Below are 22,689 nucleotides of genomic sequence, written 5' to 3' on the forward strand. Positions count from 1 at the left end.
TCGTACTCGTTCCCTGACCGCGGCCCGACCGCACCCGGCCGGGCCGCCACTTGAGGGCCGTCGCTGCTGCTCACCCACGTTGCCCGGGACGCCGAAGCGCGCCGAAGTGTCCCGGGCACCGTCCTTCCGGATACGGGCGGAGCCTTCTACCGTGCGGCCTCCCGCCCGGACGCGGCCACCGAGTGCTGCCCGGAGAGCCAGGCGTGGACGGCGAGGGCGGTCGTGCGGGAATGCTCCTCCAGAACGGTGAAGTGGTCACCGGGCACGGTGATCTCGGAGTGCGGCAGCCTCCACGGCTCGGCGGCCCCGATGCCGGGCAGGCGGTCTCCGGCCCGGACGAAGAGGGTGGGGGCCGTCAGGGCCGCCGGCTCCCAGCCGGCGTAGAGCTCCAGGTAGCAGGCCATCGCCGTGAGCCGGTCGGCCTCGGCCGAGGCGAACTGCGCGGCGTTGTCCAGCATGCCTGCGGTCATCGCCGAGAGCGCGGGACTGTCGCCACCGCTGCCACGGCTGCCGCCGAGACCGCCGGCCTCGCCGGGGTAGGTGTCGATCAGGACGACGGCGGACGGAATCATGCCCGTGCTCTCGAGCTTCTCGGCAACCGCGTGTGCCACCCATCCGCCGGCCGAGCGCCCCAGCAGGACGAACGGTTCGTCGCCTGCGCACGCGCGCACGGCGGCGGCCTGCGCCGCCGCGAAGGCGGCCCGGGTGGCGGGCAGCCGTTCCTGAGGAAGGAACCCCGGGTTCGGCAGTACCGAAACCGGGCGCCTGTCCTGGAGAGCCTGCCCGAAACGGGCGTACTCGTGCGGCCCCGACAGTGCGCTGAGGGCGGGAAAGCAGATCAGGCGGGGCCCGGGGCCCCCCGTCGCGAGGGTGACGGCCGGGGGCGGTGAGCCGAGGACGTCGGTGTCCTCGAACACCTCGCGCAAACGTGCTGCGATCGTCAGGAGAGCCATCCCGTCCCACGCCCTGCCACGGGCGCACGCCGTACGGAAGAGCGCGGACAGGGAGTCGGAGTCAGTGCCCTCCCGGGCCGGACTCCTTCCCGTCGCACCGCTTCGGCGACGGGGCGAGGCCCCACCCGGGTCCCCGCCGGCCGCTGCCGGACCGGTGGGGCCGGGGGCAGCCGAGGGGCCGGGCGCTTCGGGGGCGTCCTGGGACCAGCGTTCCTCCAGGTGGGCAGCGACCGCACGTGGTGTCGGGTAGTCGAACAGGAGCGTGGCCGGCAGGGCGAGTCCTGTCAGCGCCGCCAGCCGGTTGCGCAACTCGACCGCGGCCAGTGAGTCGAGACCCAGCTCCGCCAGCGCGCGGTCCGCCTCGACGGCGGAGTCCTCCGAGCCGTGGCCGAGTGCCAGGGCGGCTTCCGCCCGGACCTGCGAGAGGAGCAGAGCACCGCGTTCGCCCGAGGGCGTGGCGGCCAGCCGTCGGCGCAGGGAGTCCTCGCCTTCGGCGCCGGGCCCCGTGAGCGATGCGGAGGACGTCCGTACGGGCTCCCGGCCCGGTACACGCGAGAGCGGCGACCCGGGTTCCCCGGAGCCCCCGGTCGCCGCCGGGTCGAGACGAGCGGCCACGAGGACCGCGTCCTGTCCTTCGATGGCGGTGTCGAAGAGCGAAAGGCCCTCCTCGGTCCGCAGCGGGACGAAACCGGACCGGGCCATCCGGCGCAGGTCCGCACCCCGTAGCCCGGCCGTCATCCCGTCGCTCTGCTGCCACGGCCCCCAGGCGAGCGAGGTGCCGGGCAGTCCGAGCGCCCCCCGGTGCTGTGCCAGCGCGTCCAGGAACGAGTTCGCCGCCGCGTAGTTGCTCTGGCCACCGGAGCCGAAGACCCCGGCCACCGAGGAGAACAGGGCGAACACCGCCAGGTCGCTGTCCCGCGTCAACTCGTGCAGGGCGAGGCCCGCGTCCACCTTCGGCCGCAGGACGCGGTCCAGCCGTTCCTGGGTGAGCGCCGGGACCACGCCGTCGTCCAGGACCCCCGCGGTGTGCACCACGCCGGTCAGCGGGTGCGCCTCCGGCACGCTCGCGAGCAACGAGGCGAGCGCCGTCCGGTCGGCGACGTCGCAGGCGGCCACCGTCACCTCCGCGCCCCGCTCGGTGAGTTCCGTGCGCAGTCCGGCGGCTCCGGGTGCATCGGCTCCGCGTCGGCCCACGAGCAGCAGGTGACGTACCCCGTGCACGACCACGAGGTGACGGGCGAGCGCCATGCCCAAGGACCCGGAGCCCCCGGTGACCAGGACGGTGCCGTCCGGGTCCAGCCGGCGCGGCCCGCCATCGGCTGTTGCTGTTGCCGTTGCCGCGTGGGATGCGCGGACCAGCCGCGGTACGTACGCGACGCCCTTGCGCACGGCTGTCTGCGGCTCGGGGCTCGTCAGGGCGTGGGTCAAGGCCGCTGCGGACGCGGGATGTCCGTCGACGTCGATCAGTGAGAAGCGGCCTGGGTTCTCGGTCTGTGCCGAGCGGAGCAGCCCCCACACCGGTGCGTGGACGAGAGCGGCATCCTCGTCGAGGACGCTTCCGTCCACCTCCGTTCCGGTGGCGATGACGCCCGAAGTCAGGATGACGAGACGTGACGTGGCGAGCCGTTCCTCGGCGAGCCAGTCCTGGACGAGCCGCAGCGCCCAGCCGGCCGCACGGTGTGCTGCCGCCGCGCGGTCCGGCCCGTCCGCCCAGCTGAGCGGAGGGCGGGCGATCACGACGGCCGGTGCGTCGGCCGCCGCAGAGGCTGGATCCGGGTAGACCGTCAGCCGGATGCCCGACTGCCGGAAAACGCCGCTCTGGGGCGGGTCCGGCTCCCCCAGGAGCCCGAAGGGGGGCGGTTCTGCCGGCGTGGGGGCGGGGGAGTCCGGCAGCCGCGTCCAGTCCAGGCGGAACAGCGAGTCGCTGTGTGCGCGTACGCCGCTCAACTGCTCCCGGGAGAGCGGCCGCAGGGCGAGCGAGCGCACTGTGGCCACGCGGGCCCCGTTCTCGTCGGCCAGCTCCAGCCTGGTTCTGTTCCCCTCCGCCCGGGACACCCGCACGCGCAGTGTGCGGGCGCCGGATGCGTACAACCGCACACCACTCCAGGCGAACGGGAGCGACAACGCCGGTCCGGTACCGCTGCCGGCGGCGTCGCTGTCGGGCACGCTCCGATCCAGCGTCAGCGCGTGCAACGCTGAGTCCAGCAGCGCCGGATGCAGGGTGAACAGGCGGGCGTTCGCGTGTTCCTCCTCCGGGAGTGCGACCTCGGCGAGGAGATCGTCGCCCAGGCGCCAGGCTGCCCGCAGGCCCTGGAACGCCGGTCCGTATCGGAGCCCGCTGTGCGCGAGTCCTTCGTAGAGGCCGACGCCTGCCTCGGTGCCGAGCGGCAGCGGTACGGCATTCGCCGGAGGCCATGGGGACGGTGCGTCCGCGGAAGTCCGCGGATCCGGTGGGCCGAAGTCCGCAGGGGTCAGGACGCCGGAGGCATGGCGGGTCCAAGGGCCGTCGTCGTATCCGGGAGTGTGCGTCCGTGCGTGGAACACCACGGCCCGGCGCCCGTCCGGGTCCGCGCGCGCCACCTTCACCTGGAGCTCGACCGCCCCGTCGAGGGACAGCACAAGCGGCGCCGTCAGGGTCAGTTCCTCCAGTACGGAGGCTCCCGCCCGGTCCCCGGCGTGGATCGCCATGTCGACGAAGGCCGTCGCCGGCAGGAGCACCGCGTCCAGCACCGAGTGGCCGGCGAGCCAGGGCTGGTCCCGCAGGGACAGCCGGCCGCTCAGCAGCAGGCCGTCGTCGTCAGCCGTCGTCGTCGCCGCTCGCAGGAACGGGTGGAGCGCGGCGTCGGTCTCCGCCGCGGGATCCGGCCGGTCGGCCTCCAGCCAGTACCGCTCGCGCTGGAACGCGTAGGCGGGCAGTGCCGTACGCCGTGCGCCGCGCCCGGCGAAGACCGCGTGCCAATCCACCTCCACACCGTGGGCGTGCAGCGCGGCCACGGTGGTGAGCAACGCGCCGGTCTCCGGCCGTGGACCGCGCAGTGTCGGGACCACCAGAGGCGCGGGGCCGTCCCCGCCGGTGCCTGACGTGGTTGTCGCCGTGTCCGGCGTGGCCGCCGGACGGTGGTCGGAGAGGCAGTCGCGGGTCAGGCCCGCGAGCACACTGTCCGGGCCGAGCTCCACGAAGTGGGTGGCTCCCCGCTCCCGCAGGTACCGCACCGAGTCGGCGAATCGGACCGGTCTGCGTACCTGGTCGGTCCAGTACCGGGGCGAGCAGATCTCCTCGGTGGTTGCGGGCCGGTCCGCAACCGAGGTGACCAGGGGAATCCTCGGCGGGGCGTAGCTGATCCCCTGCGCGACCGCGCGGAAGGCGTCGAGCATCGGTTCCATGTGCGCCGAGTGGAAGGCGTGGCTCACCCGGAGACGGCCGGCCTCGCGCCCCTGCGCGTGCCAGTGCGCGACGACCTCCAGGACGGCGGCTTCGTCTCCGGAGACGACCACGGAGCGACCGTTCACCGCTGCGATGTCCAGGCCCCGCGCTTTGCCCGCTCCGTCGGCCAGGTACGCGGTCACCTCGCTTTCGTCGGCCCGGACGGAGGCCATCGCCCCACCGGTGGGCAGCGCGTCCATCAGCCGGCCGCGTGCCGCCACCAAGGTGCAGGCGTCCGCGAGTGACAGCACCCCGGCCACGTGCGCCGCCGCCAGTTCACCGACCGAGTGACCTGCCACCATGTCCGGGCGTACGCCCCAGGACTCCAGCAGCCGGAAGAGGGAGACCTCCAGAGCGAAGAGCGCGGGCTGCGTGAAACGCGTCGTGTGCAGGAGCCCGTCCGCCGGCGAGCCCCCGGCACCCTCGGCGCTCCCCTTGCTGTCTTCGGCAGCGTCGGTGCTCACTGCGGTCCCGGCAGCGAACACCACGTCCCGTAGGGGCTTCGGCAGGAGCGGGTCCAGCAGCGCGCAGATCTCGTCGAAGGAACGGGCGTAGACCGGATGGTTCTCGTACAGCCCCCGGCCCATGCCGGCCCGCTGGCTGCCCTGCCCGGTGAACATGAAGACGACCGGGCCCGCCGGGCGGGGGCCGCTCGTGTTCCGGCCCGGCCGGTCGCGGCCCGCGGCCAACGCGTCCAGCGAGGCGAGCAGTTCTTCGCGGTCACCGGCCACCGGCACCGCGCGGTGCTCGAAATGGGTGCGGGTCGTGGCCAGGGAGAAACCGAGGTCCAGCAGGTCTGCTGCGGGGCGTGCCTTCACGTGGGCGTGCAGGCGCCGGGCCTGCGCCCGCAGCGCCGGTGCGGTCCTCCCGGACACCGGGAACGGCACTGCCGTCCCCCGGGCGCCCGTCGGTCCGCCGTCCGGGCGGTGGTCGCCCGGGGCACCCGGCTGCTCCACGGGCGCCTGCTCGATGACCACATGCGCGTTGGTCCCGCTGATCCCGAAGGACGACACCCCCGCGCGCCGGGGCCGCCCCGTCCGGGGCCAGGGCACCGGACGGGTGAGCAGCGACACGGCGCCGGACGACCAGTCCACGCCGGGGTTCGGCTCCTCGGCGTGGAGCGTACGCGGCAGTACGCCGTGTGCCATCGCCTGGACCATCTTCATCATGGCGGCCATACCCGCCGCCGCCTGCGTGTGCCCGATGTTCGACTTGACCGAGCCCAGCCACAGCGGGTGTTCCCGTGAACCGGCCCGGCCGAAGGTCTCCAGGAACGCCTCCGCCTCGATGACGTCGCCGAGCCGGGTGCCCGTGCCGTGCGCCTCCACCGCGTCGATCTCCGCGGGTGCCAGTCGTGCGTCGGCCAGAGCCTGGCGGATCACCCGTCGCTGCGCCGGCCCGTGCGGCGCGGTCAGACCGTTGCTCGCACCGTCCTGGTTCACCGCGGAACCGCGTACCACGGCCAGCACCGGGTAACCCGCCCGCCGGGCCTGCGACAGCCGGGTCACCAGCAGCATTCCCGCGCCCTCGGCCCAGCCGGTGCCGTCCGCCGCCGCACCGAACGCCTTGCAGCGGCCGTCGGGGGCGAGCGCGCGCTGCCTGCTGAACTCGACGAAGGAGCGGGGTGCCGTCATCACGGTGACGCCTCCGGCGAGCGCCATGGAGCAATCGCCCCTGCGCACGGCCTGGGCCGCCAGGTGCAGCGCCACCAGGGACGACGAGCACGCCGTGTCCACGGTGACCGCCGGCCCCTCCAGGCCCAGCGTGTAGGCGATGCGGCCGGAGGCGACGCTGCCCGCGTTGCCGATGCCGAGATAGCCCTCCACCCGTTCCGGTGTGCGGGTGAGACGGTCGGCGTAGTCGCTGTACATGAGTCCGGCGTACACACCGGTGGGCGTGCCACGCACCGTGGCGGGATCGATCCCCGCGTGTTCGAAGGCTTCCCAGGCGACTTCGAGCAGCAACCGGTGCTGCGGGTCCATGGCCAGGGCCTCGCGGGGCGAGATCCCGAAGAAGGCCGGGTCGAACCGGTCGACACCGGACAGGAAGCCTCCCTCACGTACGTAGGTACGGCCTGACCGCCCGGGGTCCGGGTCGTACAGCCCGTCCACGTCCCACCCCCGGTCGGTGGGGAAGGGGGTGATGGCGTCGGTGCCGTCCTCGACGAGCCGCCACAGGTCCTCGGGGGTCTCCACACCGCCGGGGAAACGGCAGGCCATGGCGACGATGACCACGGGGTCCTCGTCGCCGCCGGTCCCCTCCGGGCGGCCGGGCGCGGCAGCGGCAGTCCCGCCGGTGAGCCGCGACCGAAGATGCGAGGCGAGTTCGGCCGTGGTGGGGAAGTCGAAGGGCGCGGCCTCGGACAGGGGAAGACCGGTCGCCGCCGACAGCCGGCCGCACAGCATCGTCGACGTCAACGAGTCGAGCCCCAGGTCGCGGAAGGCGGTGCCCTGCCCGACCTCGTCCACGGCGCAGCCGAGCACGGCGGCGACCTCGGTCCGCACCAGAGCCGTCAGGTCCACCGCCGCCGCATCCGTCGGCGTGAGGGACCCGGCGGGCAGAGGGCGCCCGGACAGGCCTTCGAGCGCGTACCGCTTGACCTTGCCCGAGGCGGTACGCGGGATCGCGTCCACCTCGTAGAGGGCGGCCGGCACCTTGAACGGCGAGAGGTGCTCCCGGCATGCGGCGATGATCGCTCTCCTGTCCAGAGCTCCGGCGTCCGCCGGGACCAGGTAGGCGGCCGGGATCTCACCGGCCATGTCGTCCGGGAGGCCGGCGACGGCGGCATCCTGAACTCCCGGCAGTGCCAGCAGTACCGCCTCGATCTCGGAGGGATGGACGTTCTCCCCGGCCCGGATGATCAGCTCGCTGACCCGGCCGGTGAGGGTGATCTCACCGTCGGCGTCGATCCGGGCCAGGTCACCGGTGCGGTACCAGCCGTCGCGCAGAACCTCGGCGGTGTCGTCGGGCCGCTGGTGGTACCCCGCCATGACTCCGGGCCCGGAGACCCACAACTCGCCCTCGCCCGAGGCCTCGGCGCCACTTCCGTCGCCGATGCGGGCCCGCATGCCCGGCAGCACACGGCCGCAGGAGCCGGCCACCCGGGCGGCACCCGGCGCCGTCATGGTGACCGGCCCCGCCTCGGTGCTTCCGTAATGGTCAAGGAACGGGACCCGGCAGACTTCCTCGAAGGCCCGCTGGAAAGCGGGAGTGGCGGCAGCGCCCCCGCTCACGCAGCCACGCAGCGCCGGTGCTCCCAGGCCGTCGTCGCCCACGGCGTCGAGGAGCTTGCCGTACGTCGCGGGAACGCCGGCCAGCAGCGTGAACGGGTCTTCGGTCCGGTGCAGTTCACTCAGCACGTCCGTAGCGGAGAACCGTGGCAGGAGCACGGCGGACGCCCCGGTCGCGGTGACCCCGAGGACGCACAGGAGCTGCCCCATGGCGTGGTGGAGGGGCAGGGGCCAGAGCAGGCGGTCGCCGGCCGTCAGGCCGAGGACGGCCACGAAACCTGATGCCACCGACGACAGCCGGCTGCGCTGGGTGGACAGCACTCCCTTGGGCAGACCGGTCGACCCGGATGTGTAGAGGAGCCAGGCCACCTCGTCGAGCCCGAGATCATCCGGAGCCGGCACGGGCGGTTCGGTGGCGACCAGGGTCGCGTAGCGGACCATGCCCGCTTCCCCGGCCGAGTCGCCACCCGTCCCCGCCTCCGGGGATCCGCCTCGCGTCCCGGCGTCCTGGACGAGGATCACGCCCAGCCGCGGGCGCTGCGGCAGCAACGGCAGTAACCGGCCCAGGGAGGACCGGTCGGTGAAGACGATCCGGGCCCCGCTGTCATCCAGCAGATGTGCCAACTCGGCGGTGGTGCTCCGCGGGTCCATCGGCACACCGACCGCGCCCGCCCGGACGACGGCCAGAACGCTCTCCACGGCCTCGACCCGGCTGCCCAGAAGGATCGCCGCCCGCTCCCCGTGACGCAGGCCGAGACCGACGAGGTGACCGGCCAGCCGGCCGGTCCGCAGTTCCAGTTCCCCGTACGTCACACCGCAACGGTCGTCCTGGAAGGCGGTCTTGGTACCGTGCCGCCGGGCATGCTCCCGGAGCAGATCCGGCAGAGGACGCAGGGCGGGCACATGCACTGTCACCAGGATGAACACTTTCTCTGGATACGGGAGTTGCCGGTGATCACGATAGGCGACCGGTGTACTGGGCCGGGAGCGGTGGCCCACCTGCCGTCCTCGTCGGCCGAGGAACCCCGGACCACCTGATTCGCCCGGCCCTTGCGTACGGCGGTGGGCTTGCGGACATGGATCTCGCTGCGGCAAGGCCGTATGCTGCAGCGTCGCGGCCGGCGCTGCTCAGCGTCGTACCCGCCGAGGGTGCCCATTCCGCAGCAGGTACCCGACGAACGACCTGGAGGTTGACCGGTGATCACTCTCAGCGCAGTCGCAGGAGTGGCTTTGGTCGAACTGGGCATGGCGCTCACTCCGGGACCGAACATGATTCACCTCGCCTCCCGTGCGATCACCCAAGGCCGCAGGGCGGGCCTGGTCAGCCTCAGCGGAACCGCTGTGGGATTCGTGTGCTACCTGGTGGCCGCGGCTGCCGGCCTGTCCGCGTTGTTCGCCGCCGTGCCGCTGGCGTACACGGTGGTCAAGCTCGCAGGCGCCGCCTATCTGGCCTACCTCGCCTGGAGCATGCTCAAGCCCGGCGGCCGCTCGCCCTTCGCCCCGGCCCAGGACCTGCCTCCGGTCTCCGACGCCCGCTTGTTCTCGATGGGGTTGCTGACCAACCTGCTCAATCCCAAGATCGCTCTCTTGTATGCCGCCCTGCTGCCTCAGTTCCTGGACCCGCACGGAGGTCCGGCCTGGGGGCAGCTGCTCCAGCTCGGCGGTGTGCAGATCGTCGTGGGGATCTCCGTGAACGCTCTGATCATGCTGGCCGCAGCGCGGGTGTCGGGGTTCCTGGCCGCCCGGCCCCGCGCCATGACCGCCCAAAGGTTCGCGGCAGGCGGCCTGCTCGGCGTCTTCGCGCTGCGCACCGCCTTGTCCCGCACTGCTGTCACCACCTGAGCCGGGCCCGCGTCACTGCCGGGCCGGTCCCGCTGTGAGCGCGCGATACGGGGGCGAATGCGGCTGTACTACCCCGCTGTCCGCGGAACGCCCGGATGCCATGACGTCAGACCGTCCGTCGGGGTCCGGGCCTTCCAGGCGCGGAACTCGTCGTAGGTGCGGACCCCGTGGTCCAGGGCGGCCTGGTAGACCCACACCCCTTGTGTCGCCTCTCCCCGTGCCGCCGCGCCCTCCTTGATCGCGAGGACGGCATCGCGCGTCGAGTCGTCCAGGGCGGCACGCACGGGGGAGACGAGGTCCGCCGCGCGGGGGCCGGGGTGGTCGTCCGGGAGCCACCACATGTCGATCTGCCAGGTCTCTTCGGGCGTGAACTCGTAGTCCAGCCGCCAGTAGAGGCCCCGGTCCGGCAGATCCAGGGCATTGGTGAAGCGCAGCTTGCGCACTCCGGGCAGCTGGGCGCAGGGGGCGAGCACGGCGAACCCCTCCGCGATGGACGGGACGGGGGAGTAGACCTCCATGTCGATGTCCGGCTCCACCACCAGGTCCAAGGCGACGGATCCGACGAGCACGGGCGATCCGAGCGGCCTCCACCGCTCGAACAGCCCGAGCCGGTCGAGGATCGTGTGCGCGGTGACCCGGCGTCGGCGGGCGCGATCCAGGCGTGTGTCCGGGGTGTCCATCCGTGGATCCTAGGACGTGTCCACAGATGATCACGAGCGCTGGATCATGGTCGCGGGCGGTGCGTGAGGAGATGTCCGGTGCTTCAGCTCCGGCGCCGCACGTACAGACGGCCGCCCTTCGGGCCGGTCCACTCCAGGCGTACGACGCCGGGGACCGCCGCATCGCCTGCGCGGGACGGGTCGGCCCAGTAACCCGCTGCCGGATTGCGGAAGAAGGTGGCCCACAGGTTTCCGTCGCGGTCCGTGAAGAAGTTGTTGTGCCCGGCGCCCACGCCTGCGGTCCAGCGCTCCGAGTACGGTCCTTCGAAGCGGTCAGCGACGGCGACGACCGCGTCGTACTGGTACTGCGTCCGGCCGGTGGCCGCCGCCTCGTAGGCGTGGCGCGGGCTGCCGTAGGCGTCGACCGACGTACGGTCCCACGCGGCGTGCACCAGGTAGTACTTGCCGCCGTACTTGAAGACGTAGGCGCCTTCCAGATACGGCTCCGGGGCGTACGGACTCTGCTGGAACGCCGGGAGGTCCGTCGTCGTGACGATGTCCTCCATGTCGTCGCGGAACCTGGCGTAGAGGTTGTTGTGCAGCACCAGCCACGCGTCCCCTCCCTCCGAGAAGAGGCCGCCGTCGATGTGGTGGTACGCGCCGGGCTCGATGAACGCCGGCCCGCCGATGAACGAGTCGCCGAAGGGTTTGTCGAGGTTGCCCTCGGCGAGGCGGTACGGGCCCGCGACCCCGCCCTCGCTCACCAGCAGGAACGAGCCGACCTTCCGGGAGTGATCGCCCATGCACGCGACGATGTACCACGTGCCGCGGAAGTAGTGCAGTTCGGGCGCCCACGCCTCGCCGCGCTTGCCGAACTGGTCGTCGTACCAGTACTCCTGCCACGGGGCGACGACCGTGCGGCCGGGGCGGTTCTCCCCGGCGAACTCGGGTGACCACACCTTTCCCCGCTCGGCGCCGGGCCGGATGCCGGTGGTGTCGGCCAGCTGCCAGGGACCGTGCAGGGACCGGGCCGTCCACACGAAGATGCCGTCGTTCCAGGGGCCGGCCGCGGTGAGACCGGGGACGCGGGTGGTGCCGGTGGCCACGTAGAGCGGGCGGCCGCCGACGGTGAAGCAGTTGACGTAGGTGTCGCGCATCCAGACGCGGCCCGACTCCTTGTCACGAGGACGGAGTTCGAGGGGCAGGACGAAGGAGTTGTCCTCGCGAGGCCACAAGTCCTCGCGGGCGTCGGCGAGTCCGTACGACTCGGGCGCGGGCCAGTTGGACGGGTAGCGCTTCGCAGGGTGCGCCTGCGCCTGTGCGGGCGCGGGCAGTGCCTGGGCAGTGGCCGTGGGCAGCGCGGCCACTCCCACGGATCCGGCCAGGCCGGCCAGCATGGACCGCCGGCCGAGGCGCGTTCCGTTCTCGGATCTCGTCATCAGTCTGTCTCCTTCGTCGTCAAGGGGATACGGCGTGCTGTCGGTGGACGCGGTTCATGGCCGCCCGGCCTCGGAGCGCTGTTCCGGCCCACCGGATTCGAAGACGGAGAGCGTGGTGTCGTAGTCCGTCTCCACGTCGTACATCGGCGTCATCCAGTGGTAGAAGTTGTCGCCGCGCTCCCGGAGCAGGTCGTACAGCCGCCGGATCAGTGCCGTGCGCACGCCGAGCAGTTCCGGGTGGTCGTAGCGGTTGTGCAGCTCGTCGGGATCGGCATCGAGGTCGTACAGCTCGTTGCAGGACTCGGGGTTGACCACCAGCTTGTGGGTCCTGGTGCGCAACATCCGCTGCGGGTAGGGGAAATGGTGACCGTGGAACTCGGCGAGATGGTGCTCGTCCCACTGCGGGTGCTCACCCCGTACGAGGGGGAGCAGGCTGCGGCTGTCCACGGCCGGCTCCGTCGCGCTGCCCGCCAGGTCGAGGATGGTGGCGGTGCAGTCGGTGAGGGAGACGAACTCCTCACGTACCTGGCCCCGCGGGGCGCCCGGGACCTTCAGCAGCCCGGGGATGCGGTAGATGTCCTCGTACATCGCCGGCCCCTTGTCGTGCAGCCGGTGCGCACCGGTGAACTCACCGTGGTCGGCGGTGAAGAAGACCGCCGTACGGTCGTCGAGCCCCAGTTCGCGCATGGCGTCGAGGATGCGGCCGATCTGCTCGTCGACGAGCGTGACGTAGCCCCAGTAGACGGCGATCAGCTTCCGCGACTCCTCCAACGCCATGGTGTCGAAGGCCCAGAGCTTGCTGTAGTTCTGCTGGACGGCCGGTTTCGCCGCGAAGGTCTCGCTGACGGAGGCGGGCAGTTCGACCAGCGCGGGGTCGTACATGTCGTAGTACGCGTCCGGGATGATGTACGGCAGATGCGGGCCGAAGAAGTGGGTGGCCAGGAAGAACGGGGCCCCGTCACCGTGGTCCTCCTGTGCGGCGAAGCGGTGGAGCATCTCGATGGTGCGCGTGGCGAGGTAGTACTCGAAGGTGGCCTCGACCGGCTGGTGGAGGCGGGCGGCAAGGAGGTTCCCGGGGCTGCCGTTGGGCGTGGTGCCCCGCACCGGATCCGTGATGCGGTACGGGGGCAGTCCGTTGTCCGCCAGGTAGTCGAGGTAGTCGGGGTGGTCCACGGGGTTGTGCCAGCCGGCCAGGTCGGGGCCCTCGAAGCCGTAGTCGGCGGCGGTGCGCCGCACGCCGCCGTGCCACTTGCCGAGCAGGCCCAGGTTGTAGCCCTCGGAGCGCAGTTGCTCGGAGAAGGTGAACTGGCCGTCGGCGAGGTCCTCCAGATAGCCCACGTTGCGCTCGTAGTTGGCCAGCAGCTTGTGCCGGAACGGGGCCGCCCCGGTCAGCAGGCTGGCGCGCGCCGGGGTGCAGATCGCGGTGGGGGTGTAGAAGCTGTCGAACCGGGTTCCCTCGTCCGCGAGCCGGTCCAGGTTCGGGGTGTGCGTGTGCGGATTGCCGTACGCGCCGAGCGTGTCCACCCGGTGTTGGTCGGTAACCCGTAAGACCTTTTTGCGGCCCCCGGCCGCCCTTGGGGGGTGGACCGGCTCGCTCTTCCCCCGCGGGGGGCGCCCCCATGGGCGGGCTTATTGGCGGGCATGCCGCCATGACGCCCCGGCGCAAGCCGTTTCGGGATGGCGCTGCGGCTTCCGGTGCGTGCTCGGTGGTGCCGTGCGACGCATGCTCCGGCCTGGCGATTATTTAAGTCAAGAGCATGGACTCAAATCGTGCGGAGGTGTCCCGCCGAGGTGTGCAGCCACCGTTCCGCGGTCCCGAAGAGCCACGGGGCGGGGTGCCAGGCACGTTTGCACCGTACACGCAGGCAGGTCAGGGCGGTGTCGATGCAGGCGCTGTTGACACATGGCGTTCATATGAACAATTTGTTTCGGGTCATTGACGAAAATACTCCGCACTCACATGCTGTCCTCCATGCACGAACACGACGGTCCGCTGACGCGCCTGCGCCGCAGCCATGAGCAAGCGGTTCTTGAGCTGCTCCGCAGGCACGGCCCGCTGAGCCGCGCCGAGTTGGGCGATCGCAGCGGGCTGTCCCGCACCACGCTCCACGACATCGTCGCCGGGCTGGTGGGCAATGGCTCCGTGGTCACCGGTACACCGCATGTCGAAGTGCGCAAGCGGGGCCGGCCGGTGGAGAAGCTCAGCCTCAACCCGGCCGCCGGTGAGGCGGTCGGCATCGACTTCGCCCGCCGCGCCGTGCACGTCGCGGCCGTCAACTTCGCCCATGAGGTGATCGGTTCGGCGAGCGAGGCGCATGCCCCGGACCTGTCCTGGCCTGAGCGGATCGATATCGCACGACGTCTTCTCGCCGCGTCGGCCACCGTTCAGCTCGACGCACTGAGCGCGATCGGTGTCGGTGTGGTCGGACCGATCACCGACCCCGGAAGTGAGAACGCCCGTGCGCAGGGCATCGACGGCCTGCCGGACCTGCTGCGCAAGCAGTTCGGTGTGCCGGTGCTCCTCGACAACAACACCCGGCTCGCGGCGCTCGCCGAGGCGGTGTGGGGTGCGGCGGCGGACAGCAGCGACGTGCTCTACCTGCGGTTGTCGCACGGTGTCGGCGGCGGCATGGTCGTGGGCGGCGCCCTGCACCGCGGCCGCAACGGCCTGTCCGGCGAGTTCGGGCACATCACCGTGGACCGGGCCGGCAGACCGTGCGAGTGCGGCGGGACCGGCTGCCTGGAGACCCGTGCCTCACTCGACGCGGTGGTGCACCGCTACCGCGAGTCCGGCGGCCGGGCCGATGATCTCGCCGGGTTCCTCGACGCCGCCGATGCCGGCGAACCGACCGCCCTGAAGGTGCTGGAACACGTAGGCCACGACATCGGCGGGGTGCTGGCCGCGGTCTGCCAGGCCGTCGGTCCGGGCGTCGTCGTCGTCGGCGGCGAGCTGGCGGAAGCCGGCCCCGCACTGCTCGAACCGGTCGAACGGGCGCTGCGGCAGCAGCTGATGCCGATGGCCCGCCCACACGTGGACGTACGGCGCGCGACGCTCGGCGACGCCGGCAGCGCGCTCGGCGGCATCGCCCTGGTTCTCCATGAATCCCCCCTGCTCTCCCACTACCCGCAGCCCGTCCCCGAGGAGAACGCGTGAAGCCACCTGCGAGGAACCCATGGCTGTGATCGCTCCCGTGGAGAAGAAGTCCGCCGCCGAAGGGCGGCAGCGGCAGCCGCGCCGTTCCGGGCGCCGGCCCCTGATCCTCAACGCCGTCGCGGTGGCGGCAGGCATCGCCCTCTGGGGCGTCGTGGCCGCGCTGGGGCTGGTCGAGAACCTGCCCGCGCCTGCGGCGGTGGCGAAGAAGGCCGGCACCATGATCTCCGACGGGACCCTGGCGTCCGATACGTCGGCCAGTCTGCGCCGGGTCTTCCTCGGCTACGCCCTCGGCGTGGCCGCGGCCGTCCCGGTCGGCTTCCTCATGGGCTGGTACCCCACCGCGCGCGCCCTGATCGAGCCGTACATCCAGTTCTTCCGCACCATCCCGCCGCTCGCGCTCATCCCGTTGGCGGTCGTCCTGCTGGGGATCGGTGAGGTGCCGAAGATCGCCGTGATCTTCCTGGCCTCGTTCATGTCCTGCGTCCTCTCCTCCTTCCAGGGTGTGATCGACGTCGACAGGACACTCATCGACGCGGCCCGGGTGCTCGGCGCCTCGGACCGCACCATCTTCGCCAAGGTGGTCGTCCCGGCCTCCACCCCGTTCATCCTCGTCGGCATGCGGATCGGCCTCGGTGCATCCTGGGCCACCGTGGTCGCCGCGGAACTCATCGGTGCACAGGAGGGGCTGGGCTACCGGATGCAGAAGGCGTCCACCTGGTTCGACATGGACGCGATCTTCGTGTCCCTGATCACGATCGGCGTGCTCGGGCTCGTCATGGACCGGCTGCTGCTGCTGGCCGAACGACGCCTCACCGGCTGGCAGGAGCGACGATGAACAGCAAGATCAGTTTCCGTGACGTGGTGAAGACCTTCCCGCTGGAGGGTGTGTCCTTCACCGCGCTCGGCGGGGTGAGCCTGGACATCGCGGACCGGGAGTTCGTCACCGTCGTGGGCCCGTCCGGCTGCGGCAAGTCCACCCTGCTGAGTATGGCCGCAGGGCTGCAGGAGCCCGACTCTGGCAGTGTCCTCGTCGACGGAACGCCGGTGTCGGGGCCCGACCCCGACCGGGGGGTGATCTTCCAGCAGTACGCACTCTTCCCCTGGCTGACCGTGCGGCAGAACGTGGAGTTCGGGCTCAAGATCGCCTCCGTACCCGCCGCCGAGCGACGCCGGCGCACCGATGAGGCCATCAGCCTCGTGGGCCTGAACGACTTCTCCGAGGCCCTGCCCAAGACGCTCTCCGGCGGAATGAAGCAGCGCTGCGCCATCGCCCGTGCGTACGCGGTCGATCCCCAAGTGCTGCTGATGGACGAGCCGTTCGGGGCGCTCGACGCCCTGACCCGGGTGCAGTTGCAGGATCAGCTGCTGCAGACCTGGAGCCAGGAGAAGCGCACGGTGCTGTTCATCACCCACGACGTGGACGAAGCGGTCTACCTCGCCAGCCGGGTCGTCGTCATGGCCGCCGGGCCCGGTCGCGTCTACCGCGTCATCGACGTGGATCTGCCCTATCCCCGCACCGAGGAAATCCGGCTCTCGCCCGAATTCCTGCACATCCGCAACAAAGTGTGGACCTCCGTGTACCACCAGGAAGCCCCGCCCCGGGCGGCCTGACCCGTCATCCCGGGGCCCTCGCACCGGCACCCCCGTACCAGGAACTTCGCAGCATCAACCCGCGCACCACCGCGAGAGGAAATTCCAGCATGCCCAGAAAACCGATCAGCCGCGCCGTCACGGCCCTGCCACTCGCGTTCATGCTCTCGCTGTCCCTCAGCGCCTGCTCCGACAGTGCTTCGGAGGACAACGGCACGGTCCGGTTCGGCTACATCGGCGACTACAACGGGGCAAGTCTGCTGGCGATCGCCGACAAGCAGGGCCTGTGGAAGAAGGCGGGCCTGACCGCACAGGTGAAGTCGTTCAACAACGGTCCCGTGCAGGTCCAGGCGCTCAGTGCCGGTGACCTCGACTACGGGTACATCGGTCCCGGCGCGATGTGGCTGCCCGCCTCGGGCAAGGCCAAGGTCATCGCCATCGACACCCTCACCTACGCGGACCGGGTCATCGGCCGGCCCGGCTTGACGTCCATGAAGGACCTCAAGGGCAAGCGGGTCGGCGTACCCGAGGGCACCTCCGGCGACATGGTCCTCAACATCGCCCTGGAGAAGGCGGGGATGACCGCGAAGGACATCGACAAGATCAACATGGATCCGTCCACCATCGTCTCCGCGTTCTCCTCCGGAAAGATCGACGGCGCCGGCTTCTTCTACCCCGCCATCGACACCATCAAGAAGAAGGTTCCGGGCCTTGAGGAGATAGCCAGTACCAAGGACACGGGGGACGCCTTCCCCACGGCGTTCGTCGCCGGCAACAAGGTGCCCGGGGCGAAGAACAAAAAGGTGATCAAGGTGCTGCAGCAGGCCAATGACTGGCGCAAGCAACACCCCGCAGAGACCCTCACGCTCACCGCCAAGATGCTCCAGGTCACCGAAGCCCAGGCGAAGGCGGACGCCTCGCATGTCGAGACCCTCTCCACCGCGGACCTGGTCGCGAAGACCAAGGGCGGTGAGGTGGACGAATGGCTGAAGAAGCTGGGCGCGTTCTCCGTCCGCAACAAGCTGCTGGACGACAACCCGGACCCCGGTGAGTACTACGACGGCGATCTCTACGGGCAGACCTACGGCAAATAGTCTTTGACCACGAAACGATCTCCCCTCGTATGACGCAGGCCCCCCAGTGACTGACGAGATCCGCAGGACGGCCATGACCAGCAGCACCCCCGGCAGCGCAAGGCGCGGCAGGCAGCCGAGCAAGAAGAGCTGTTGCGCCCCGTCAGGCCCGAAGCAGCAGCCGCGCAACGTCCCGGACCTGCCCGCAAAGGGCGATCGCTCAGCCACGGCTGCGCGCCGCTCTCCCGCCGGGTACGCAGACCGGGTAGCCCTTCCCGGGGGAACCTTCCGCATGGGCAGCGAGGACGCGGACGCGAACCCCGGTGACGGGGAAGGGCCCGTCCGCGCCGTATCGGTCCCGCCCTTCGCCATGGACGCCTACGCGGTCACCAACGCCCGCTTTGCGGCCTTCGTCGAGGAGACCGGCTACCTCACCGAAGCGGAGGGGTTCGGCTGGAGCTACGTGTTCGCGAAGTTCCTGCCGGGCCCCCTGCGCAAGACGTCACCACGCCCGCCGGCCACCCCCTGGTGGTGCGGAGTCCAGGGCGCCGCCTGGAACAGGCCGGAAGGGCCGGACAGCCAACTGGACGGCCGCTGGGACCATCCCGTGATCCACGTGACGTGGCGGGACGCGACCGCCTTCTGCCGGTGGGCCGGAGGACGGCTGCCCACCGAGGCGGAGTGGGAGTACGCCGCACGCGGGGGTCTGGACCAGGCCCGATACCCCTGGGGCGACGAACTCACGCCGGACGGGGAGCACCGCTGCAACATCTGGCAGGGCACCTTTCCCTTCCGCAACACCCAAGCCGACGGCTTCGCCGGCACCGCTCCCGTGCACGCCTTCGCCCCCAACGGATTCGGTCTCTGCAACGTCGCGGGAAATGTCTGGGAGTGGTCCGCCGACCCCTGGCAGGCCAACGATCCCGACCGCCGCGCCATGAGAGGCGGTTCCTACCTCTGCCACGACTCGTACTGCAACCGGTATCGCGTCGCCGCCCGGACCGCGAACACCGTCGACAGCTCGGCGGGCAACCTCGGCTTCCGTATGGCCTGGGACGTCGGCTGACACCGGACCGGTGACGCGGCACCCGGGAACACCGGCCGCACCGCACGTCGGATTCGACGCAGTCCGCGCGACGACGTCACAGCCGGACCGTTCCACGCGTCACGGTCGTGGCTCCATCCCGGTGAAGAGGGCGCCGAGCACTCGGTCGATGTACTCGTGGGTCAGCGGTTCCTGCGTGATCAGCAGGCGGAAGTACAGCGGTCCGGAAAGGATCGCCATCGCGAGGTCCAGGTCGAAGGCGCGCGACAGACGGCCCTGGTCCCGGGCTGCTGTCAGGCGGGCGACGGTCCTGTCCGCCTGCGGAGCGATGAAGCGTTCGTTGAGCGCGGCGGCGACGCCGGGGTCGTGCTGTGCTTCGCTGACCATGGCCCGGAAGAGCGGGCTGAACGCCTCCCCGGCCAGCAGGTCGACGGTCGCGTGGATCTGTTCGCGGAGGTCGGCGGCCACGTCGCCCGTGTCCGGATAGTCCAGGACCGACTCGTTGAGCGACAGCAGTGAGTCGAGCAACAGGGCGCCCTTGGAAGGCCATCGGCGGTAGATGGTGTGCTTTCCGGTGCCGGCACGGGCTGCCACCGCCTCGATGCTGAGCCTGGCGTAGCCGACCTCCTGCCCCAGTTCCAGAGTGGTTCGCATGATGGCTTCGGTCAGGTCGGGGCCACGACGGCGGGCATTCGTCATGACCCCACTTTAACGGCACGGCACGTGCCGTTCTTGACAGGGGGCCGTGATCCCGGCACGCTTCTGCCGCATCGGTGCGGAACGTGCCGTGCCGTGCCTCTGGAGGGATGGGATGCATGGACGCCGACGTGATGCGTGGGTGCGGGGCCGACGGGCCTGATGCCGCCCGGTGAACCGCGTACCGCAGGCGTGCGTTCACTGCTCCTGGAGCGGCAACCGCAACTTGATGAGGAATCACCCATGCCCGTCCCTGCCGACCCCACAGTCCTCCACCCGATGCCCGGTCAGTCACGGGTGGTGCAGCTCGGACCGCTGGTGAAGTCTCCGCTGATCGAGGTGGGGGAGTACTCCTACTACGACGACCCCGACGACGCGACCGCGTTCGAGACGCGCAACGTGCTCTACCACTACGGCCCGGAGAAGCTGGTCATCGGCAGGTTCTGCGCACTGGGCACGGGGGTGCGGTTCCTCATGAACGGCGCCAACCACCGTATGGACGGTCCCTCCACCTTCCCGTTCCCCACCCTGGGCGGATCGTGGGCGGACCACTTCGACCTGCTGACCGGGCTGCCCAGCCGCGGGGACACCGTCGTCGGCCACGACGTCTGGTTCGGTCACAGTGCGACGGTCATGCCCGGGGTGCGCATCGGGCACGGCGCGATCATCGGCGCAGGCTCCGTGGTCACCAAGGACGTGCCCGACTACGGGATCGTCGGCGGCAACCCGGCCCGTCTCATCCGCACCCGCTACAGCGAACGGGACATCGCCCGGCTGCTCACGCTGGCCTGGTGGGACTGGCCCGCGGAACACATCACCGAGCACGTGCGCACCCTCATGTCCGGCAGCATCGACGAACTGGAGAAGGCGGCATCCCTGCTCCCGCACCGGTGAACCGCCCACATCCCAGAGCCCCTTGCGAAAGAGCCACCAGCATGCCAACTGCAATGGACCCGAAGCCCTTCAGCGACTGGCTCCACGGCCGTGCCACGTCGCACAACGCCCTGGGCGACGCGTACTTCGCCCTCGGGCTGACGAGCGTCACGGGACACACGGCCAAGATGCGCCGCGACGAGAAGGCCGCTTTCGGTTCCACCATCCACGACACCGCGCTGGAGACGCCCGTGCCCGGAAGCGTCGAAGCGGCCTTCGCCGACGCCGGTCTCGGGCTCGCCTCCGCCGACCTCCGCCGGGCCCGGGCCGAGAACCTCAGCGGGCTCCGCAGCACACCCGCCTCCACCGTCACCGAACTGGAGAAGCCATGACGAGCAGGTTCACCGAGCTGGTTGTCGACTGCCATGACCCGGAGCGCCTCGCGGCATTCTGGTGTGAGGTCCTGGACTTCAAGGTGATCGACCGGAGCGAGGACAAGGTCGAGATCGGCTCCTGGGAGCCGACCGTCGAGGACGTCCGGGCCCGCCAGATGCCGCCGACCCTGGTGTTCATCCGGGTGCCCGAAGGCAAGGTGGTGAAGAACCGGCTCCACCTCGACGTGAGCCCGGTCGACGGCAGCACCGACGACGAGGCGGTCAGGCTGCTCGGCCTCGGCGCCGCCAAGGTGGACGTGGGTCAGGGCCCGGCCCGGAGCTGGGTGGTCATGGCCGACCCGGAGGGCAACGAGTTCGATGTCGTGCGTACGCTCATGGCCTCCCCTCGTCCCACCACCTGACCGGCCGTCGGCGTCGAGCGGCGACGGCCAGTTCAAGGAAGCGTGCGTCAAACGCCCTTCAGGACACGGTCAAGTGCCGCCCGGCCTGCGGGTCCCCAGTGCGGCTTGCCGCCGGGAAGGCCCCGGTCGCCGTTCTGCCCCATGAGCATCAGGAAGAGGCTCTTCATGGCGGCCAGCCCGCGGGCGCGCCGGACCGCTGCCTCGTCCGCATGCGCGTACGTGTCGAAGAACCGCGCGGCCGTGCCCGCGGGCAGCAGCACCCATGCGGCGGCGAGGTCCCACGCCGGGTCGCCGGCGAACAGGTCTCCGAAGTCGACGATGCCCGAGAGCGTTCCGTCCGAGACGACGACGTTCGCGGGATGGAGGTCGCCGTGCACCCACACCGGCGGGCCCTCCCACGCGGGGGCCGCGACGGCGTCGTCCCAGACGGCCCGGACTCCGGCGGGGATGGCGTCGGGGTCAAGGGCCTGGAAGAAGTTCTCGAAGCCGTCCGTGCAGTTCCTGGGATGGGCACCGCGGTCCGCACCGTTCGGCGCCTCGGCGGGCGCCTCCACATGGAGCGCCCGGAGGAAGCCCGCCAGCGTGTCGGCCGCGTGGGCGCCGCGGCTGATCGTGCCGTGGTCCAGCGGCTCGCCGGGGACCCACGTCATCACGGTCCAGTGCTTGGGGAAGCGCTCGGACGGTTCGCCGAACCGTACCGGGGTCGGCACCGGGAGCGGCAGCCGCGGGGCCAGCACGGGCAGCCACCGCCGCTCCTTGAGCTGGAGATCCGGGGTGGGGTCCATGCGCTGCATGCGCACGGCCAGCTCGTCCCCGAGGCGCCACATCTGGTTGCCCCAGCCGCCCGGCACCTCGCGGACGGCCAGCCCCGCAAGGTCCGGATGTTGCTCCTGCAGCAGGCTGCGGACCAGGTCTTCGGTGATCTCGATCGCGGTGTCGGTCATGCGAAACCACAGTAATCGAGCCGCCGGCCTGCTCAGGGGCGGCGGGACGTACACCGAGGAACGAGCTATGCGCCGTCGTTGCTCTCGCGCAGGGAGTGGATCATGCTCTGCAGGATCCGGAACGCGCCTGACTGCTCGGTCTCGGTCATGCCGGCCAGCATCCTGACCTCGACGGACCGGACCGCTGCGGTCGCCTTCTCCAGGCTCTGCCGGCCGCGGGGCGTGAGCCGGGCCGGCAGAGCCTTCCCGACGGGCGCCTCCGCGGGCCTGGTCACATAGCCCCCTCGCTCCAGGGTCTGGAGCAGCACGTTCATCGACTGTCGTGTCACGAACGCGCCACGCGCGAGCTCGGAGTTCGACAGGCCCGGGCGTTGGGCCAGCAGCTCGAGGCAGGAGTAGTGCGTCACGGTCATCCCGAGTGGCCGCAGCACCTCCTCCATGGCTGTGCGCAGGGCGCTCGAAGCCTCTTTCAGCAGGTAGCCCAGTGATTTGTCCAGGTCGATGCCGACACCGTTTTGACTCATGTCAGTAGTCTGACATACATTGATCCATGTCAGGAATCTGACACGAAGCGAAGGAGCATCATCATGCCCGCCACCGGCCCCGACTTCATCTCCCTCCAGGCGCGCGACCTCGACGCTTCGCAGGCGTTCTACGAGCGCTACCTCGGCCTCGTCCGCTCGCAGGCCGGGCCTCCGCATGCCGTCGTCTTCGAGACGAAGCCGATCGCGTTCGCACTCCGCGACATCGTTCCCGGCACCGATCTCGCATCCGTTGCCCATCCCGGCATCGGTGCGGCGATCTGGCTCCACGCCACCGACGTCCAGGCCATCCACGATGCCCTCGTCGCCGACGGTCACACCATCGTCTCCGCGCCGGTTGACGGCCCCTTCGGCCGGACGTTCACCTTCGCCGACCCCGACGGCTACCAGGTCACTCTCCACGACCGCGCCTGATCCGCCCGACGCCAC

At 70.9% G+C, this 22,689-nt stretch carries 16 protein-coding genes and 1 pseudogene; 10 read left to right on the top strand and 7 right to left on the bottom strand.

All coding sequences use genetic code 11. The features are described from left to right. Positions 1 to 146: 146 nt before the first annotated feature. Complete coding sequence (locus tag ACFVW8_RS06755) at positions 147 to 8,522, bottom strand: type I polyketide synthase (protein ID WP_389686776.1); 8,376 nt, start codon at positions 8,520 to 8,522, stop codon at positions 147 to 149. A 282-nt stretch (positions 8,523 to 8,804) separates the two neighbouring features. Between ACFVW8_RS06755 and ACFVW8_RS06760 the strand changes: the two genes are divergently transcribed. After that, positions 8,805 to 9,449 (top strand): LysE family translocator, encoded by a 645-nt coding sequence (locus ACFVW8_RS06760; protein ID WP_389686778.1) that lies wholly within the window; start codon positions 8,805 to 8,807, stop codon positions 9,447 to 9,449. A 68-nt stretch (positions 9,450 to 9,517) separates the two neighbouring features. On the opposite strand, the gene ACFVW8_RS06765 is transcribed toward ACFVW8_RS06760, so the two are convergent. The 3 genes and pseudogenes from ACFVW8_RS06765 to ACFVW8_RS06775 form a co-directional block, all read right to left on the bottom strand. After that, positions 9,518 to 10,129: a hypothetical protein gene (locus ACFVW8_RS06765; protein ID WP_389686780.1), complete on the bottom strand. Its 612-nt coding sequence runs from the start codon at positions 10,127 to 10,129 to the stop codon at positions 9,518 to 9,520. 83 nt (positions 10,130 to 10,212) lie between these two features. Continuing rightward, entirely contained in the window at positions 10,213 to 11,547 is a 1,335-nt protein-coding gene (locus ACFVW8_RS06770; RefSeq protein WP_389686782.1) for a family 43 glycosylhydrolase, read from the bottom strand. Positions 11,548 to 11,601: 54 nt separating this feature from the next. Then, positions 11,602 to 13,089 (bottom strand): annotated as a pseudogene (locus ACFVW8_RS06775) (sulfatase-like hydrolase/transferase); the annotation flags it as partial. A gap of 418 nt (positions 13,090 to 13,507) precedes the next feature. On the opposite strand from ACFVW8_RS06775, the gene ACFVW8_RS06780 reads away from it, so the two are divergent. From ACFVW8_RS06780 to ACFVW8_RS06800, 5 genes are all read left to right on the top strand, one after another. Beyond that, positions 13,508 to 14,701, top strand: a complete 1,194-nt coding sequence (locus ACFVW8_RS06780) for an ROK family protein (RefSeq protein ID WP_389686784.1) — start codon at positions 13,508 to 13,510, stop codon at positions 14,699 to 14,701. A 19-nt stretch (positions 14,702 to 14,720) separates the two neighbouring features. Continuing rightward, positions 14,721 to 15,536 carry an ABC transporter permease gene (locus tag ACFVW8_RS06785; RefSeq protein ID WP_389686786.1) on the top strand — a complete coding sequence of 272 codons (816 nt, stop codon included), beginning with the start codon at positions 14,721 to 14,723 and terminating at the stop codon, positions 15,534 to 15,536. Further along, positions 15,533 to 16,312 carry an ABC transporter ATP-binding protein gene (locus ACFVW8_RS06790; RefSeq protein WP_389686788.1) on the top strand — a complete coding sequence of 260 codons (780 nt, stop codon included), beginning with the start codon at positions 15,533 to 15,535 and terminating at the stop codon, positions 16,310 to 16,312. Before ACFVW8_RS06785 ends, ACFVW8_RS06790 begins: the two co-directional genes overlap by 4 nt. Positions 16,313 to 16,401: 89 nt before the next feature. After that, positions 16,402 to 17,385, top strand: coding sequence for an aliphatic sulfonate ABC transporter substrate-binding protein (locus ACFVW8_RS06795; protein ID WP_389686790.1), 984 nt, complete (start codon positions 16,402 to 16,404; stop codon positions 17,383 to 17,385). A gap of 73 nt (positions 17,386 to 17,458) precedes the next feature. Beyond that, on the top strand, positions 17,459 to 18,430 hold the full coding sequence (locus ACFVW8_RS06800; RefSeq protein ID WP_389686792.1) for a formylglycine-generating enzyme family protein: 972 nt from the start codon (positions 17,459 to 17,461) through the stop codon (positions 18,428 to 18,430). A 99-nt stretch (positions 18,431 to 18,529) separates the two neighbouring features. Here ACFVW8_RS06800 and ACFVW8_RS06805 read toward each other — a convergent pair whose 3' ends face one another. After that, positions 18,530 to 19,108 (bottom strand): TetR/AcrR family transcriptional regulator, encoded by a 579-nt coding sequence (locus ACFVW8_RS06805; RefSeq protein ID WP_389686794.1) that lies wholly within the window; start codon positions 19,106 to 19,108, stop codon positions 18,530 to 18,532. 240 nt (positions 19,109 to 19,348) lie between these two features. Here ACFVW8_RS06805 and ACFVW8_RS06810 point away from each other — a divergent pair, with 240 nt between their 5' ends. The 3 genes from ACFVW8_RS06810 to ACFVW8_RS06820 are packed head-to-tail and all read left to right on the top strand — an operon-like array spanning position 19,349 to position 20,774. Continuing rightward, on the top strand, positions 19,349 to 19,999 hold the full coding sequence (locus ACFVW8_RS06810; protein ID WP_389686796.1) for a CatB-related O-acetyltransferase: 651 nt from the start codon (positions 19,349 to 19,351) through the stop codon (positions 19,997 to 19,999). Positions 20,000 to 20,040: 41 nt separating this feature from the next. Further along, positions 20,041 to 20,370, top strand: coding sequence for an erythromycin esterase family protein (locus tag ACFVW8_RS06815; protein ID WP_389686798.1), 330 nt, complete (start codon positions 20,041 to 20,043; stop codon positions 20,368 to 20,370). Further along, positions 20,367 to 20,774 (top strand): VOC family protein, encoded by a 408-nt coding sequence (locus ACFVW8_RS06820; protein WP_389686800.1) that lies wholly within the window; start codon positions 20,367 to 20,369, stop codon positions 20,772 to 20,774. The genes ACFVW8_RS06815 and ACFVW8_RS06820 overlap by 4 nt, the downstream gene beginning before the upstream one ends. A gap of 47 nt (positions 20,775 to 20,821) precedes the next feature. On the opposite strand, the gene ACFVW8_RS06825 is transcribed toward ACFVW8_RS06820, so the two are convergent. Next, entirely contained in the window at positions 20,822 to 21,718 is an 897-nt protein-coding gene (locus ACFVW8_RS06825) for an aminoglycoside phosphotransferase family protein (RefSeq protein WP_389686802.1), read from the bottom strand. Positions 21,719 to 21,783: 65 nt separating this feature from the next. Beyond that, a complete protein-coding gene (locus ACFVW8_RS06830) occupies positions 21,784 to 22,242 on the bottom strand; it encodes a MarR family winged helix-turn-helix transcriptional regulator (protein ID WP_389686804.1) in 459 nt (152 codons plus the stop codon). Between the two features lie 63 nt (positions 22,243 to 22,305). Between ACFVW8_RS06830 and ACFVW8_RS06835 the strand changes: the two genes are divergently transcribed. Further along, on the top strand, positions 22,306 to 22,674 hold the full coding sequence (locus ACFVW8_RS06835) for a VOC family protein (protein WP_389686806.1): 369 nt from the start codon (positions 22,306 to 22,308) through the stop codon (positions 22,672 to 22,674). The last annotated feature ends 15 nt before the right edge of the window (positions 22,675 to 22,689 follow it).

The organism is Streptomyces sp. NPDC058221, from assembly GCF_042882365.1.
In the GTDB taxonomy this organism is placed as follows: domain Bacteria; phylum Actinomycetota; class Actinomycetes; order Streptomycetales; family Streptomycetaceae; genus Streptomyces.